This window comes from Sphingobacterium yanglingense (assembly GCF_004363245.1).
In the GTDB taxonomy this organism is placed as follows: Bacteria; Bacteroidota; Bacteroidia; order Sphingobacteriales; family Sphingobacteriaceae; genus Sphingobacterium; species Sphingobacterium yanglingense.
The window spans coordinates 273,689-291,613 of the sequence record NZ_SNYV01000011.1 but is presented as its reverse complement, the minus strand read 5'-3'; the positions used below and the strand labels follow the sequence as shown (position 1 = coordinate 291,613).

Sequence of the window (17,925 nt, the reverse complement as noted above, 5' to 3'; positions counted from 1 at the left end):
CGCCACCGGCATACCGCTTTGTTTAAAGCTAATATTTGCATACTTTTACTTCGGTTTGAGTTATTACTGATTAATGATCGCAAATTGTTTTTCCCGTCATACGGGATAGGTTGGCTCAAACTTCGGCCGGTTGTGCTTCCAACACTTCCGGCTTCCCTTTTCCACCACCTCACTTAGCTTTTATAATTTTAGGGGTAATCGTATCTTCATGTTTGGTTTATGATTAAGTTAGTACTATATAATCGTTGCCCTTCAGCGCCCAAGGCTTACTGCACGGTAACTTGTTTTCCCTGTATTTCACATTTCACCTTGCCTGTGCGCTCCATCAGATCCAGCACCGCGCGAATAGACCTTGACCTCGATACTGTACCTCCCACGGTAATGTACTTGGTCTCCTCTCTCTTGAACAGGACTTCTACGTCATACCAACGGGCGACTGTACGGAAAACCTCCTCCAGCGTCTCCCCGCGGAACACGAAATTCCCCTGCTGCCAGGCCAGCACCTGGTCGATATCCGCTTCTACCACCCTTATCGGTTTATGCGCCTGATGTAATGCCTGTTGCCCTGGTCGGAGTAGCGTCTCATTCACCTTGGCAGCTCCCTCTACTAAGGTAGTCCTTTGCGCAAGATCTTCGGGGTAGCTCTGGATGTTAAACGAAGTACCCAGATCTTCCACCACCTGCCCTTTGCTCTCCACAAAAAAATGTTTGCTATCGTCATGCTTCACCACGAAAAAACCCTCCCCTTCGAGTCTAACTTTGCGCTCCTTATCTCCAAATCTCGACGGGAAAGAAAGCTTGGAATCCGCATTGAGCCATACTTTGGTACCGTCCGGCAAAGTGAAGCTATATACTTGTCCTCTTCCTGTTGAAGCTGTGAGCTGCTCCGCACCCGTCCCAAGCATTGCGTCCTTCCCCAAGACCGGGCTACCATCTTCATAGGTGAGTGCGGTTCCGATTATTACGCCATCTTTTGTCGTATCCAAGATCTGCTGACGTCCATCCGCCATAGTCAATGTAGCACCGAGTCCTCCAGGAGCGATATCTTCGCGAGTGACTATGGTGCTTACTTCTTTTTCTCTGGGGACAGAAAAATAGAACAGCCACACACCCGCTATGACCGCAGCAGCGGCGACAGCAGCAAAAGCACGGAAACGGTTCCTAATAAGCCGCACAGGGCGTAGTGAAGGTGGGGCAATATGACGCCATACCCTATTCTTACGTTGGACTATATCTTTCGGCTTTCCGAAGTCAGCCTGTCCCTCCGCTAACTGATTAAAATAACTATTCACCAGCTTAGCCTCTTCTTCCGTGGCTTCTCCCCTCAGGTATCTTTCGACCAATTTGTCGTATGTATCGTCCTTTCTTTCCATCTTAATAGTATCTCTGTTGCTTCATATTTGTAGTCGTACCAAGCCGTTAGATGTTATAGGTATGTCCTAAAAAAAGCGATTGATCCAAAGCAAGGACGCCATGACTGCTAATGCCAGAAAGCAGGAAATCCCTGCGCGAAGCCGTACGATGGCATTATGGATCTGCTGCCTGACGGTTCCCTCGGAGAGCCCCAGGGTGGCGGCAATATCTTTATTGCTTAAGTAATGCTTGCGGCTCAGTTCAAATACGGCACGCATCTTTTCGGGAAGGTTTTGTATTTCCTTTTCGATCTGTCGTTCGAGATCTCGTTGAATAATTGTTTCTTCGGTCGACCACTCGCCTTTTTCGACGTACTCTTGTAAGCCTTTCCTATAATTCGAAACCGACTTTTGACGTCTACCATGATCGATTAGCGCATAGCGTGCACTCTGATAGAGGTAGGCCCGCAATGAACGGATAGCAGAAGACGTACGGTTCTCGTACAATGCGAGAAATATTTGTTGGGTCATATCTTCTGCCAGATCTTCATCCTGCAACATCTTTCGTACAAAAAGATAAATAATCCCAAAATAGCGGTCATATACCTCCGCGAATGCCCGGTCATCTGTAGGCAGTAGCGCGGATAACTCTAAATCTGAATATGTATGATATATTGACTTCATAACCAATTAGGCACACAGTAGACTAATAAAACCCGAATATAAACAGTTTATATGTTAAAGTTATAAGGACTGACCTAAGTCATGCACAACGATCACCTGTATGACTTTCTTTTAAAACCATTCAAAAAAGAAACACTATGGGTCTCCAATTATAGGTGAGACGGATGAGGGGAAGAGATGTTATAGAGGAGGCAAAAAAACACCCCGACTGAGCCGGGGTGGGATTTGCGTGAAGCAAACAACTTGCAGTTAAAACAAATCTTAATTAAGAATAAGTTTATATAACATTTGCTAGCACAACAATGATTGTCACTATCGTTTATTCTGCGGAGTACCCGTAGGATATTGTGTTTCTGTTGGGATCAGAAATGTGTAACAGGAGCTTATGGGTTTAAGTTCATACCTCTTACCGCCAAAATCACGATACATCGTCCGGGCATATTTAGGATCTTGATTTAACCTTCTCAGATCAGACCAGGTGACGCCCCTTAGCACGAGTTCCCGCCTCCTTTCACTTATAATTTCTGACAGCAGCTGATTGTCCGCTATGTCCAGTGTTTTATATTGATCTTTTACAAACCGATTCATCCGCAATCTTTCCAAACTCTGCCGTGCCTGTACATAGTCACCTTCTCTCGCACTACATTCTGCATCGATCAATAGATTTTCCGCGGTAGTCAAACCACCGAATAGCCCAGTCCCAGCACTATAGCTTCCAATAAAAGCTCCCTTTGGCGAAAAGTATAATTGCTTTCGGAGATCGTTATCCTGATATAATCCATAAAGATCTTCACTAACAATCCCCTCCCAATTGACAACGCTGTTGATCATGTTGATGTGAAAAATAACTTCATCATTTAGCACCGGCATCGGATATTCCACTTTCTTATCGACCGCATTAAAGTCCAATATTTTATTATTCAATGCTATTGATCTGCGTGCATTCGCCCCTGCCTTTTCGTACGCTCCCATCACCAGATGTATCTTTGCCAATAAAGCATATGCAGCCGCCTTTGATGGCCTCGTTTTGTATAGCGGAATATTAGGCAATAGTTCCGATGCTTTTTCCACATCCTCAATGATCATTTTGTACGTTTCTGCTAAACTAGGCCGTGTAAAAGGTAAACTGATATCACTTGTCATACGTATGGGCAGTCCCAGATCAGATACTGCATTCGGGCCATACGGTACAGCATAAATCTGCGCGAGATGAAAATATATGTAGGCACGAAAGAAAAGAGCGGTTCCCTCGACATTATTGGCCGCTACTGTATGCTGCGGGACAATTTTCTTAAGATTATCCAATACTATATTGCTATACATGACTGTCTTATAGGGCAACATCCAGTTCAGTACTGTCTGTTCGTCATCCATATATTCAGGTGTCCAAAGATACAAGTCTCTTAATACCTGTTGAAATCTGTTCACCCGGTCATCGGGAAAATAAAAATCATCGGTAGACGACTCTCCTAGCATAGGCAGCGGTGCACCGCCGCTTACTGTTGCACCATTCATCACCACGGTATTATCCATTAAAGCCTGCATATCTTCTATTGTTTCAGGAACAACAAGCCCGTTATTATTGATTTCTTCAAAGAAACCTTTGCTACAGCCCACCAATGCTACAAGCAAAAAGATTAGCATGATCTGGCATTTAATATGATATTTTTTCATTGTTCTAATTAAGTTAAAAAGTTAGATTTAGCCCCAGGGTAAAGCTTTTTTGAGGTCTGACCGTATTCTCATAAAAGGGATCCAAGCCTCTTGAATTGGCTAGCCATAAGTACCCCAGATTTGACACATAGCCCTTCAACACGAGCGACTTTATGCCATATCTTTTTAGGAGTTCAGGTCGGACGCTGTAGTCTAGATAAACATCATGCAATGCAATATAATCTGCTTTCTCCACCAACGCCGAGCTACCGATATAGAAAGAAGTCGCATTTCCATTGAATGGATAGACCAGTGCAGGTACATCCGTCCTTTTCTCATCACCAGATTGCTGCCATCGATCGGCATAGTCAGCATGCCCCGCCCAACTTGTTGCCATCATAGCATAAGATATACTTGAGCGTTTGAAATAACTTCCAAACCGATAGCCAAGATTAAAAGTCAGTGAAAGATCGCCGTAACGCAATGTATTCGTCAAAGCACCAAACACCGTCGCTTTTGCTGGTCCATAATAGGCTAATGTCCCGACAGGTGCATTCATTATTTTGCTATACTCGTTAGAAATTTCTCCGTCGAGATATCCCCGTGGCATTCCATTTTCGGGATCCAATCCCGCCCATTGATAACCGAACACTGTATATACTGGATACCCAATCAGTGGCGTTACGGAATTATTGGAATTGATGTAACTCTGCGCAGTTGTAGACTGGCTATAATATTCTTGCACTTTGGAGTGGTTGACACTAAAGACTATTGCACTTTCCCAAGCAAATTTCGGTTGCCGGATATTGACCGTATTTAAGGTCAAATCCACACCATTTCCGGTAGTAGTAGCAACATTTCCAAGAAAGACACTTTTGCCCGACAGGTTTCCCAGCCCTGTGGTAGGGTCGATATCGCTGTTGCTCAATAGATCGGTATTCCGTTTTGCATAATACTCCAGCGATCCCGAAAGTCGATTTTTTAAAAATCCAAAGTCCAGTCCAAAATTGAGCAGTCTATTTTTTTCCCAACGGAGGGATTCATTGGGCGGATTCTGCACATCGGCCCGTGCGGCATTGGTGAGGTAAGCATTCGAAAGCGTAATGGTTGTGATTCCAACCGCATCGCCAACATTCCCGCTATAGCCAAACGTGGACCTTAGGCTCAATTTATCTATCCAATCCGTTTTGAACCAGTCCTCCTGATGAATATGCCACAACCCGCCCATTGACCATAACGGTACCTTTCGATTATTCGTCTTAACACCAAACAAGTTGGATTGATCGACCCGAGCACTACCCGAAAGACTGTACCTCCCTTTAAAGGTATACGCTAGATTGCCAAAATACGAGAAGAATCGAGTCGTCGTGGAGGTCATACCTACACCATAAGGAATATTCCCACTCCCGCTTGCATCGTAATATTTATAACGCGTCACATAATCCACAGGCACACTTACTAGACCGCGCTCTGCATAACCATAGGCAATATTACTATGGTCAATAATCCGATTCTCGCGCACTTCCATCCCCAGCATAGCATCGATATGATGGTTTGTAGCAACACTACGCTCAAAGTTAGCCTGTACCCGCCCCTGCTGGCTCCTTTGCTCACCTGCCTCGGTCTGTAAAATATGTCCTACAGGAATTGGGAATGAGACCACGCCTGTTGCACTGACCTGCGCAAAGCGGTTGATCAAATTGCGTACATCATATGAATTTCGATCCCGTAGCGTTTGCTGATTACCGACCTGTTTTTGATACTGGTAGTTGGCAACAAGAGATACGCCCTCGATGGGACGATACAACAGCGAAGGATTAAATAAATACTCGGTAGACTTATTTGTAGCACTGCTTGTATTGTGATAAATCTCATCCAAAGGTGTGAACGTCCAATCCAAGAGCCCTTTCTCCATCGCACTTTCCTTAAATGTATCGCGAAGACCATTGGGTAATGACAAGTAAGCACCATCCTCAGCGGCCAACTCCGCATAGGGATATAAAAATTTACCCGATCCCAGCGAGAAACTTGTTAAGTCATTTAATGTCGATGGATATAAATTGGTTAGGGTCTTTTGGCTAAACACAGTATTACTCGTCAATTCCAACTTTTTACCCAATTGGTAGCTCGTATTAGAACGAATGGAAAAGCGATTATTGGAATTCTTGACCTTATCCTCCTTGTTATGGTCATAATTGGCCGAAAGGAAATAGCGGAGTGCAGAATTGCCACCCCTAATATTTATACCATATTGCTGAACCAATTTATTGGTATAAAGATACCTTTCGACATCATCACGCACGTCTATTGTCCTTAACCTATCTATCCGGGAAGATGCAGTCTGGGCATCAATCAGTCCATTACGTAGGAGAACCAATGTTTCAACAACAGGCGTCTGTGCGACTGGATATGGCCGAGTCAATTGACTATCGTAGTATCCTTTGTTGAACAGCATCGTTTCAAAATCAATAAAATCTGAGCTTGATATGCGTTTTAACCGAGAAAGATCTGGCTTTGGTGCATAGGCCAAAGAGCTATTGAAACTGACTGTAGGACGATCATTTTCTTTTCCTGCTTTGGTTCGAATGACCACAACACCATTCCCAGCCCTCGCCCCCCAAATGGAAGAGGCCGCAGCATCTTTCAACACTGTAATACTCTCAATATCATTGGAATTGATCAGGGTAATATCGCCATCATAAGCCATATTATCCAATATATACAAGGGCTGATCGTTGGAAAAGATCGTATTACGCCCACGTATATTCATTTTCGGCGTCACGTTTGAAGAGACATTGGGTACATCAAAACGTATCGATGCCACACGACCGTTCAGCTGTTCCAGTACATTCTGATGGATCCTGCGATCTATCTGACTGCGCCCAACAAGTTCAAACGACCCTGTCACGCGTTCGCGCGGTTTAATCTGATAGCCTGTAGAAACAGTAGTTTCTTCTAACGAATATACCTTTGGTACCAATTGAACAGTTAAATACTTTTCACTGTCTTGTATTCTTATTGTTCTATTCTCGTACCCAATGGCACTAAATTCAAGGTTTTTTACCGTATCCCTTCCACCTACATTATCTATAATTTCACTTTTACTTACGGGACTCCCTTCCTGACCACTCACAGTTATTATCAAGAACGGGAGTATTATAAAAAGAAAAAGTAAAATAATTGCCTTTCTGCAAAACATCATATTTTTTTAATAATTAATTGCTTAACTGAATTCATTTCAATATCACCAACAACATCATATTTTTTAAGCCATCGATTCATCTCTTTGAGCGATGTAAACTGTAGCTGTTTTTTTTCATCAAAAAGAACATTCTCTTTCGCCGGAGTCGCATAAATCCCCCGTTTCCCATCCATATTGATGCTAAAGATTAGTCCCCGAAGTGACATGCGTTGCTTTTCAAGTACGACAGGATGAGCAAAAACAAACTCTGAATTAGTTTGTTTTTTAGAATGTTTTGTTGTAGTAAAAACAAGTGTGGGTATTTCCCTAGTGACGGTATCTGCTGTCCACCCAAAATAAGACTCTAGGTCAGATTTTACCTTGGCACGAAGCCTGTCCTCTGCATCGGCAGGAAAGATCAGTTCATAGGTGACCACCGAATCCATCAATCTTTGTTGATTAGAAGGATAAATAATCTGGTTATTAGCATACATAGCTGCTTCCGGATATACAGCCACCCAGGTATTGAGAAAAACATTATTTATCATCTTTAGGATAATCCGGTTTCTCAAGCTATCGTGTGACAATAAGTACATAGAAGGTATTCCGTCTAATAATCCGGAAAACATGGATCGACTTTTAAAGTTGTTTTCAGGGCCATTAAGATCATTTACAAATAATGGATACCTCGGGTTAAAATCAAGGTCGTCGTATTTCATTTTTATCAGCACGTCGCGACCATTTAGCATATCATTTAAATTCTTCCTGTTGATATATTCCGGAAAAGTGATTGCTTTTACCTTATTATCAGCTATGACAACGACATGGGGGAGAATCTTCCTAGGGAAATATGCGCCTATTCCCGTAGTATCATTGTCTCCGAGAACGTTCGTAGATTTTAATACGATCTCTTTATCGCGCATCCAGGGAATTACCTTTTTGGAGGGATCGTTACTTACTGGGACGATAGATAGCCTACCATTAAATTCATCGTTTAAAGAGTCAACTTTCGGAAATAGCTTAATACAGCTTTTACACCAGGTATTCCAAAAATCTAGAATCAATAGCTTCTGATTTTTATAGTCTTCCAATGTACCATTGGTATTTTGGGCTGTAGGATTTATTATTTCTAATGGGAGATTCCATAATTCTTGCGGTATAGTGTCACCTATTTCCAAACGCATAATAACGTTTGTTTTGAAATCTTTGTTACCTTTTAAATTCTGCCCGTACAAAGGGGATAACAAACAAGATATTAATTGAAAGATGATATTCATAGAAAGGGAAATTACCATCCTATGATTTTTAGAAAAAACACCTTTCAAAAAAGTACTATATGAATATGTAAAAATATATTTCATTATTAATAAGATTAAGTCCAGCACTACTATTTTCGTAGATATATGATTCGGAAATTTCCATTTCTATCTGATTGTGTAGTTAAATTATCCTCCTTCAATCGAATCGTCACCCCTTCAATAGGCTCTTTTGTCTCTATATCGATCACCCTCCCCTCAATAATCCATTCTTTGGTTTCCGCATCCTGGTACCGTCGCATTTCAATTGTTCCGGTGGGATTGGGTTCCTTTTTCACCCTCACAACCACCGTATTCTGATCGACGGTATATTGCAGTCTGGACTGCGCAGCGAAGAGCTGTTTTAAGAGATCTGCAACGGGCGTGTTGTTTGCTGCAATAGTGACCGGCTGGGCATTTGCATTCAGTGTCTCTGGACTGTACACAAAATCATATCCCGTCTGCTTGCGGACTTCTTTAAGTACCTGTTGTAAGTTTTGTCCCTTGACATGCAGGGTCACACGCTGCGCCCTCAGGTCGGTAGCCTGCAACTGGGCCAATAATATAAATATCGAAATGAGTATAAGCTGTACGCGCATAAAAATCCTCCAGCGTGTCTGCCGTGGGATAGACGATAAAATTCCCACGACATGATGATAAAAATTCATATCTTTGATTATTAGGGTTTAAATAAAAATGTTAGTTGTCAACTTATTTTTTGTTGTACAGGCCCTTTTATGAAACCGGATTCTGGTACGAACAGAATTCGGTTTTTCTTTAAGCTTACAAAGGGGCTGTTATCAGGTCTTTATTCGCGCTTCACCATGATCCTCCTTTCCTGTGTTTCAAATTTTATACGGTCAGTCAGCGCCAACTTACGTAGCACATCCTGTATATTATCAAAGCGGGATATTGAACCTGTAAAAGTGACATCATCAACAGGTTGTAGGTAGGTGACATCTACATCGTACCAGCGCGCTATCTGCCGCATAATGACAGGTAGTGGCGCATCGGTAAACATAAATTTGCCCTGTGACCAGGCCATCGCTTCATTGGCATCCACCGATCTTTTGCTCATCTTACCATCTTTCACTACTGCTTCTTGGTCTGGTTTTAACAACAGTTCATCATCCTTAGTTCCTTGGCTCAGTTGGATAGCTACCGATCCCTCCAACAAAGTAGTGGCTATCTGATGATCATCCGGATAGGCACTGATATTAAATTTAGTACCTTTTACTACTGTTCGTTGCTCGCCACTATTCACAATAAATCGTTGGCGGCCGTTGTGCGCGACCTCAAAATAAGCTTCTCCTCTAAGCGTAACCTCGCGCGTATCTCCATCAAAACGGGCTGGATATTGTAAAGACGAAGCCGCATTGAGCCATACTTTGGTACCATCGGCCAATGTAATGCGATACTGACCACCACGAGGTGTAGTTAATGTGGCCGATGTAGTTGCACCCGAAATGGCAGAACCATCCTCATAGGTCAGGTTATCGCTGACCACGACTCCTGTATGTCCATCACTCAGATCGACTATACTTCCATCGGCAAGGGTTACTGTGGCTCTATTGGTCCCGGGAACAATCTTATTTGCAGCTACTATCGCAGCACCATCCGAAGGCACATTCACTTTATAATAAAATGTCGCACCTAATGCTATCAACAATAAACCCGCTACGACGGATACCCAGTAACGTTGTAGTTTACGTATGCGCCCCTGCTGATGGATACGGGTATTCAATGCAACCCAGTTTTGATGCGCTGCCGCTATATCTTTCTGTTCGATTTCCACATCATGGGTTCGGTCTATTTCAGCCTGTATCAGCTCCTGTATCGCTGCCGCATTTTCCTTATCTTCAAAATGCGCCATTAATAGCTCTACCTCTTCGGCTGTACACTGGCGAGCTAAAAACCTACTATATATCTCCTGTATGTCTGACATATATTTTTCTCTTTTACCTATACAGTGTGGACAAACAGAAAAAAGTACGGCTCGCGGGACAATTATTTTTTGAAATATTTTTAAACTACCTGAAAAGCGTAGCCGCCAAGAGGAAAAAAAGAAGAGATGGGTTGTCTTGGGTCAGTTCCGTTCGCAGGAATTTAAGCGCACGGGTCATATGGTCTTTTATCGTCGATATGGATACGCCAAACTCTTCCGCCGCCTCTTCATACGATCGTCCTTCCAGTTTAATCCGTACAAATACTTTACGACGTTGCTCAGGTAGCTTGGCTATAGCTGCCATGAAAGATGCATTCGTTTCCTGAAAATTAATCTGCTCTTCCAGTTGATCGTAAAGCTCGGTCGCGACTGACATCAGATGTGCGCGCATCTCGCGATCTTGCGATGCTTTATGGTAATATTTATAGGCTTGCAGTTTTGCCCGATGCAGTAAAATAGCCTTGAATGGCACATCGGCGGGCAGTTTTCTACGTTCGGTCCATATCTGCAAGAATACCTCCTGGTGCAATTCCTCCGCAACTTCCCGGTCCAATACCAATCGACGGATCCGTGCCATAATCATGGGAGCATAGCGATCGTAAAGCTGATGGTAAGCCGCATAATCGCCACCACGCAATTGCGACAACAGTTCGTCTTCTTGACTTACAATATCTGTGACAACAGGTTTCATTCAGATCGGCTAGTAGTTTTGGACATTTATGGTCTGCCCAAAACTACGGAAAATGAAGCTATTTGCAAATACTGGTTAGGGAAAAATAAATGGATAGGAATAATGATTTAAAGAAAGTGGAGCACGACCAAATTCATCTTATAAAAAGTAAAGAATTCGGTTGTACTCCAAAAACACCACGAAGCGGAACAAATAATTGCTAACTTCTGTCAAAATTCTTCGTCAAGTAGGCAAGGGGACTTTCACCCCAAGCCTCTTACAGAACCATACGTGACACTCTTTCGTCATACGGCTCCTGTTATCTAACCGAGGGTGTTGCACCCATCTTCCAATGTGCGGATGCCACAAAAGCATTAAAAAGGTATCTCTTTCGCTTGTCCCTCGGTGATAAAGAGCCTCGGTTTTGACATCATATACCCCTATCGGCGCCTCATAAATGGTTCCTGTTCGTCGTCTTCTTCATACACACCTGACTCTTCTGACAAAGCCTTTTACTTTAACGCTCATTACCTTGACTCTTAATCAAAGCAACTAAAAGGTGGTTTGATTAAGAGTCTATAGACAGTACTCGAGGGGTCTGTCCTCATCTCACTACAGTTGCACTATGCGGACATGCATAGCTCTTGACACACATTATCTTGGGTTTTGGGGCATGCCTGTCAGTTCAATGATTTCAGCAGGTAATGGCAACGCATATCTGTTATCATTTCTCTTAAGCGAAAACTCGCTGTCACCTAACTTGCGAGCAGGAATAATCAACCCATCATCAATCTTATTTAACCGTTTGATATCCCCCCATCGGGAATCCCGCATGATAAATTCCTTTCGTCTCTCTTCCAAAACTAGTTTTAAGGCGCTCTCTTGCGACATGGACGCAAGCGGCGGGTTATAAGTCTCATCATAACGATGACGTTGGAAAATTTCAAGAAATCTCAGGCCCTCCTCTGTTTTATTCAGCCGTATTAATCCTTCCGACAGATTGAGGTAGGCATCCGCTACTGTAAGTCCCATAAAAAGTCCTCGGGAACCGACGTAAGACCCCTTGAAATTATAAGATCCATCTTTATTTCTTTCAAAAAACAGCTTCTTTCTAAGATCATGTATGTCATATGAAGAATATAATAGTGTATCAATTTTACAATAGGACTTTCCAAGCATGTTATAGATTCCTCCTCCGGCCACTATATAAACGATTTCGTCATCAAAACCAAAAAACGGATATCTGGCTTCCTGTGAATAGTCTTTATAATCTTTAAGTTTGCTATCGATTTCAAGTGCTTCCTGTGCATACAGAATTGATTGATCAAATTCAGCTCGTGCCTGATAAATCCATGAAAGTAACACATAAGCTGATATCCTTGACGGTAAGTGAATATTATCTGATTTCAATGGCAATAAACTTTCTGCTTCATGAAGATCCTTTAGTATCTGTTGATAACATGCCTCAACTGTTCCCCTTTCGGAAGGTATGTTAAAATCATCACTCAGCCTTAAAGGGATGCCAAGATCAGTTTTAGAAGCTTCTATATCATAGGCTTTAGAAAAGAGGGAAAGCAACTTATAGTGACCAAATGCCCTAAAGAACAATGCCTTTCCCCTAAGCTCCTTTGCACGCCCCTCTATTTTCTTCTCAGAAGCGATCTTATCCAATTTGGCTAATACATGATTGCTGTAATATATGGTCTTATAATGATCCAGCCAAGGATTGAGATAAAACTGGTAGAAGATTTCTTCTCCCCATGTATACAACTGTCTTTCGTGCTGATCAAATGCTTCCCAGCTAGATTTGTCGACGTAATAATTATCAGCAGAAGCCTCGCCAAGTCCCATGCTATAATAATTCATGACCTTAGTATTGTTCAATAGCGCATCAAGGTCTTCGAGGCTATTGGCTTCTTTTAGACTGGCATCAGGTTTTTCATCCAAGAAATTTTTACATGAAATCTGAAGAATGATCAATAGATATAAAAAATAGTTGAACGTTTTCATTTTTTCTAATTATAAGTCAAATTAATGCCTAGAGAAATCTGTTTCTTAGGCCTGAATTGTGAAAGGTAATCGGGATCAATTCCTTTATTGTTCTTTCTCCAAATAATTCCAAGATTAGTGGCATTGCAGAATAGCCTTCCAGCAACAGTTTTATTGATCCTGAATTTATATCCTACAGAAAGATTCTGTAAACGTATATGGCTTGCATCTTCAACTAAAATGGAAGAACTTTGATAGAAAGAGCTGCGCTCAGTATCAACAGGGTAAATAAAAGAAGGTATATCTGTTTTGTTTTCGTCACCGCTCACTTTCCATCTACGGTCAAAATCTCCGCTACCATCACCTAATCCACCCATGGCAATCAGTTCATTATATCCTACTGGCGTCCGCCTAAATATATGGCCTAATTTATATAGAAAACTGGCGGAGACATCAACGTTTCCGAGAGACATACCGGGGTTAAAATAACCCGAATAGCGCGGAACTACAGTACCTTTGTATTCGAGTACAGATTTATCCTGCAATTTGATGTTTGGATAATCGATCGAACGCTGACCATCCAGTTCCCCGACAGGATTTCCGTTAGCGTCCAGCCCATTCCACTTATATGTGAGAATAGAATATACCGGATAGCCTACCTGTCCCGTTACTGAAGTACCATAACTTAAAAACTCATAAGCATAATTGCCCTCATAATAATAATCGGTAACTTTATCGGTATTGAAATTGATCATAAACTGGGGCGTAAAGAAAACACGATTTCCAAATGGAATATTTCCATTGAGTTTCAGGTCAACACCATTGCCTTTCATTGCGGCAATATTCCGAAGTACGCCCTTGTTTGGTATAGCCGTATAATCCACGGGATACCTGCCAAAAAGGTCAGTTCCCCATTTTTTGTAATAGTCCAGAGAACCATTGATCTTACCCGACATAAATGAAAAATCAATTCCAGTATTCCATATTGTATTTTTTTCCCACCTTAGATCAGGGTTGCTGTACTGTGAAATAATGGCCTGTGGTAAATTGGTATAACGGTCCGGGTTTGTGTAGCGAATAGTTGTAATGGCTGAGCGCGATTGATCCACATTTCCACTGATACCATATGATCCGCGTAAGCTCAGCGCATCTATCCATGCAATCTTAAAGAAACGCTCTTCCGAAAGATTCCATTTGTAGCCGATAGACCATAGCGGCTGCCACCTTTCATTCGTTTTTACACCAAATAGATTTGAAGCGTCCCGCCTAACACTTCCTGTCAGGACATATCTTCCGTTATAAGAGACCGATGCATTTGCATATTGAGATCTTGAACGATTTATTTTAAGGTGCTTATCATCTAAATATGGAACATAAATGGTCGATTTATCAATAAAGTGAGTGTATGGGTTTCGGTAATCTACTTTTGAAACAGTATACGTGTCGGGATCAAATCCATAGAATCTGTATTGCGCACTCTCGGCATTTGCCTGTCTCCACTCCGTTCCTAGTAAAGCTGTAAACAACAAACCCCGCCACCTCTTTTCATAGTTTACACCAAATCTCACATTATGCGTCTTTTGTATCTGATCAGACTGATCCAGAATACCGCCAGTAGGAATTGCCGATGTTACGGTTCGTTTAGCATAGTCTACCGCAGCATAGGAATTGATCAGATTTCTGACCATGTAACTATCCTCATCATAACGTTGCTTATCCCGGGTGGATACAAACTGAAAACCATAGTTCCCCTGCAGATTCAGGCCCTTCAAGAGTTTGATATCAGCTGTCACATTTGCCAGTACCATATTTGATGCGAGTATAGAATGCTTTTTTTTGTATTCTATAAGCGGGTATTCGAACCAGTCATTTAAGAGCCCTTGCCCTACAGTGTCAAGATATCCTACCCTATTTTTAGCTTGTCTAATTGGATTGCCATCGTTGTCTGCAAGCATGAGGTATGGTCTACCGTTTGATGGACTATAAGCAGTTCTTCCTTCTTTAAAATTATTGTCTACATATTGAAGGTCAGTTGAAAGCCTGATCTTTGGATGCAGTTCAATCTCAATAAACGTCCTTATTAAATTCTTCTTCAGCTTTTCATCCAGTGTGCCGGTATTGTTGTCCATCCGCGCAGAAAATTGGTAACGCAAATTCCTACTACCGCCTTCAATACTTAAGTTCTGATATTGGTTGACAGCCGTTCGGTACATATACTTACTATAATCGTCCCTGACATCAAGTTTTCTGTAGTTCGCTATAGCCTGCTCATGATCCTTTTTATCTCCTATCCCCTCTCTAATGGCTATTAAATGCTCTACTACAGGCGAAAGATAAGGCATGTTGAAGGAATTTTGATTATCATAACGGCCTTTTTCAAACAGGAAGTTTTCGAGATCTACAACACCCGAAGAAGAAATCCGATTTAACGAATAAAGGTTCGGTTTATTCTGAACCTGCACACCGCTTGCTATTGTGACCCGATTCGGGGAATTATATTTCCCTTTTTTCGTCGTGATTACTATAACTCCGTTCCCTGCACGAGTACCCCAAATAGCCGATGCAGCAGCATCTTTTAATATTGTGATATCGTCGATATCTTCAGGATTGATCCAGTTCGGATCACCTTCGTAGGGAAAATTATCGAGCACGATGAGGGGAAGATTTGTATTATTGATACTGCTCAATCCACGGATAGTCATCGACCGTTTGCTGTCGCCCGTCTTATCGAATAGGATCGGTGAATTGCCTTCTAACTTCTGGAATATATTGCTAGCGTGTACATCCCTGCTTCGTCGGAGATCTATTTTATCGACTGCGCCTGAGGATATACGCTGATTTATTTTCTGATATCCTGTATTAATTGTAACCGTTTCGAGCATATTATCTTTGCTGACCAAAGTGACAAACCTGTCTTTAAGCAGCTGACTCAATGCAATCTTAACAGTTTTGTATCTGATATGCGTCAAGGTCAAGCTATCTACGTCGGTGATATTTGTCTTTTTTACCTGAGCCTGGCAGTTCACCGTCTTGATAAAAATGAAAAGCAAGAATATTAAGTAAGTCGTTTTCATAAGCTTCTCCTTTCTGTTACCTCTATAATTGATTGTTTAGCGTGCTGATTTTTGATTTTTAGCCCATATTTAGACAATATGTTCTGTAAATATTGGTCATCCCTTATTCTACGGAGATCTATAGAAATCCGATCCTGTTTATCGATTAAATTACTGGACAAATAGATTGGAACCCTTCGCATATCCATTTGCTGGTAGTTCAGCGATTTCAACAGTTCCTCAATCGTCACATTGCCCGCTGGCGCATATAACTTTTTATTTCCTTTTGGATATATCAGTTTGGTTTCAACTTCTTTCTCAACGACTGCAAAGTCATATCCATTTGTATTGAGCAGTGCGATCAATGCATTCCACTTTAATTCCTTTTTTGGTATGTTCAATGGGGCGATAGATTCTAAGCCAACGCCATATTTGGTTAACCATACAGTGTAAGGAAATTTTTGTTGATCTTCGAAACCGAAGTAGTCGAAATGATCTTCATTACTTATCTTTAAAAATATCCGGTTATGCCAATAAACATCAAGGAGCTTGTACATTGCAAACAACAGACTATGATTTGTTAGGTAGAGCCTCTGTGTGCTATCAGTCTTTTTATAAGATCCAAACGCTGAAAGTCCGCTTATAGGCCCCATTATAACCGTCCTGGATTTTATAGCATCTTTAATTCTACTGCTTTTTTGGTCCAGGATGACTTTGGTTTTATCAAAATTAAGGATATCGCTCTTTGCAAGATATTCTTCATATTTACCCCCTTTCAATTTTTGGACATTTTCAGGTAACAATATTTCAGAGTGGGCAATAGTCAAAACTTTTCCCTTTTGGATGACTACGATATGCGGAATTATCCTATAGGGAAAATATGCTCTTAGCACTGTATCGCCGATTATTGTTGGAAAGTTGAGCTTAAATCTTTCGTTGAACTTAGTGACTTCTTCCTTGTCCTGATAAGTGACACCGAGGAATGCTATATCTGCATCAGTATACCCATCCGTTTTAACATACTTTTGTATTGATCCAATGCAGGCACCACACCATGTAGCCCAGAAATCCAGAATGATCAGCTCATTATCGCGATAATCATTGAGTGTGACAACATGTCTTCCCTCAGCATGATGGATTACCTCCAGAGGCATTTTCCATATCGACTCAGGTAAAGAATCTCCGATTTGGAGCGATATATTTCTTTCATTATTGATAGTATTTACCGAGCTTACTTCTTGCGCATCGACAGGATTTATCATCGTGACAAACCAGATAATAAAGCTCGATATATAGGGAGATATTTTATACCAGATGTAAAGCCACTTATTGATGCGGCTTTTTCGTTTTATATTCATTGAATAAATCTTTTATTCTTTAATTTTTTAGTTTGTTCATGTTGGCGCTGACGATTTGTGTTGGCATTGAATTACCTGCGCAGGGGTAACATATGCGAATAATTGCTATCGCACAAGAGCAATTATTTCTTAACGTTTAGGAATGACCAATCTGAATCGGCCCTGCGTATCCGACTGAGTCCGTAATTTGACTCCTCGCTTGTCCAACTCTACGGTAACGCCTTCTATCGGGTCCTTGGTTTCTTCATCCAATACAGTCCCCTCAATAATCAGATCCTTGGTTTCCGGATCTTCGTATTGTGTCATTTCGATCTTACTTTTCTTTGGATCGATTTTCTTCTCCCTGATCGTAATCACCTTTTCATCAATGGTATAATCAAAGGGTTGGTCGGCTAGTATCGCTTTTATAGCTTGCTCTACGGGCATACCTTTAAGCTCGACCGTTACAGGTTTAGCAGCGCGTAGTTGCTTTGCATTAAAAACAAAAGCATAGCCACTTTGCGTGTAGATCTCGTCAAACACTTTGTCCAGACGAACCTTATTGACCTTCAGGTCGACACGCTGGCCATGGACTGTGGCTTGCACACTTAACGTAAAAATCGTCATTAACAGGACGGTTAGTTTCATGGTCATCAAAATTTTGAATAGCACGGTTCTATCAAGTGAGGATATTCGCACAGCACCGCGCTGTATAAAATCCTGCTTGATATGAAAATTGATTTTCATACATTTGTTATGTTAGGTT

At 41.7% G+C, this 17,925-nt stretch carries 12 protein-coding genes; all 12 read right to left on the bottom strand.

Translation table 11 applies throughout. The annotated features are described in order from the left end of the window. Positions 1 to 266: 266 nt before the first annotated feature. A complete protein-coding gene (locus CLV99_RS03370) occupies positions 267 to 1,373 on the bottom strand; it encodes a FecR family protein (protein WP_133583074.1) in 1,107 nt (368 codons plus the stop codon). Between the two features lie 66 nt (positions 1,374 to 1,439). Then, positions 1,440 to 2,036, bottom strand: coding sequence for an RNA polymerase sigma factor (locus CLV99_RS03365; RefSeq protein ID WP_133583073.1), 597 nt, complete (start codon positions 2,034 to 2,036; stop codon positions 1,440 to 1,442). A gap of 312 nt (positions 2,037 to 2,348) precedes the next feature. Continuing rightward, entirely contained in the window at positions 2,349 to 3,680 is a 1,332-nt protein-coding gene (locus CLV99_RS03360) for a RagB/SusD family nutrient uptake outer membrane protein (RefSeq protein WP_162850006.1), read from the bottom strand. 43 nt (positions 3,681 to 3,723) lie between these two features. Next, positions 3,724 to 6,822 carry a SusC/RagA family TonB-linked outer membrane protein gene (locus tag CLV99_RS03355; protein ID WP_162850005.1) on the bottom strand — a complete coding sequence of 1,033 codons (3,099 nt, stop codon included), beginning with the start codon at positions 6,820 to 6,822 and terminating at the stop codon, positions 3,724 to 3,726. Positions 6,823 to 6,887: 65 nt separating this feature from the next. Then, positions 6,888 to 8,054 (bottom strand): TlpA family protein disulfide reductase, encoded by a 1,167-nt coding sequence (locus tag CLV99_RS03350; protein WP_162850004.1) that lies wholly within the window; start codon positions 8,052 to 8,054, stop codon positions 6,888 to 6,890. A gap of 203 nt (positions 8,055 to 8,257) precedes the next feature. Continuing rightward, complete coding sequence (locus CLV99_RS03345) at positions 8,258 to 8,833, bottom strand: STN and carboxypeptidase regulatory-like domain-containing protein (protein WP_133583069.1); 576 nt, start codon at positions 8,831 to 8,833, stop codon at positions 8,258 to 8,260. Positions 8,834 to 8,973: 140 nt separating this feature from the next. After that, positions 8,974 to 10,110 (bottom strand): FecR family protein, encoded by a 1,137-nt coding sequence (locus tag CLV99_RS03340; RefSeq protein ID WP_133583068.1) that lies wholly within the window; start codon positions 10,108 to 10,110, stop codon positions 8,974 to 8,976. Between the two features lie 85 nt (positions 10,111 to 10,195). Beyond that, positions 10,196 to 10,801, bottom strand: a complete 606-nt coding sequence (locus CLV99_RS03335) for an RNA polymerase sigma factor (RefSeq protein ID WP_133583067.1) — start codon at positions 10,799 to 10,801, stop codon at positions 10,196 to 10,198. Between the two features lie 633 nt (positions 10,802 to 11,434). Continuing rightward, on the bottom strand, positions 11,435 to 12,790 hold the full coding sequence (locus tag CLV99_RS03330) for a RagB/SusD family nutrient uptake outer membrane protein (protein ID WP_133583066.1): 1,356 nt from the start codon (positions 12,788 to 12,790) through the stop codon (positions 11,435 to 11,437). Positions 12,791 to 12,795: 5 nt separating this feature from the next. After that, positions 12,796 to 15,843: a SusC/RagA family TonB-linked outer membrane protein gene (locus CLV99_RS03325; RefSeq protein WP_133583065.1), complete on the bottom strand. Its 3,048-nt coding sequence runs from the start codon at positions 15,841 to 15,843 to the stop codon at positions 12,796 to 12,798. Then, entirely contained in the window at positions 15,840 to 17,180 is a 1,341-nt protein-coding gene (locus CLV99_RS03320; protein ID WP_133583064.1) for a peroxiredoxin family protein, read from the bottom strand. Before CLV99_RS03320 ends, CLV99_RS03325 begins: the two co-directional genes overlap by 4 nt. Positions 17,181 to 17,309: 129 nt before the next feature. Then, the gene (locus tag CLV99_RS03315) at positions 17,310 to 17,906 is read right to left on the bottom strand and encodes a secretin and TonB N-terminal domain-containing protein (RefSeq protein WP_133583063.1); all 597 of its coding nucleotides are present in this window, start codon (positions 17,904 to 17,906) and stop codon (positions 17,310 to 17,312) included. Positions 17,907 to 17,925 lie beyond the last annotated feature (19 nt).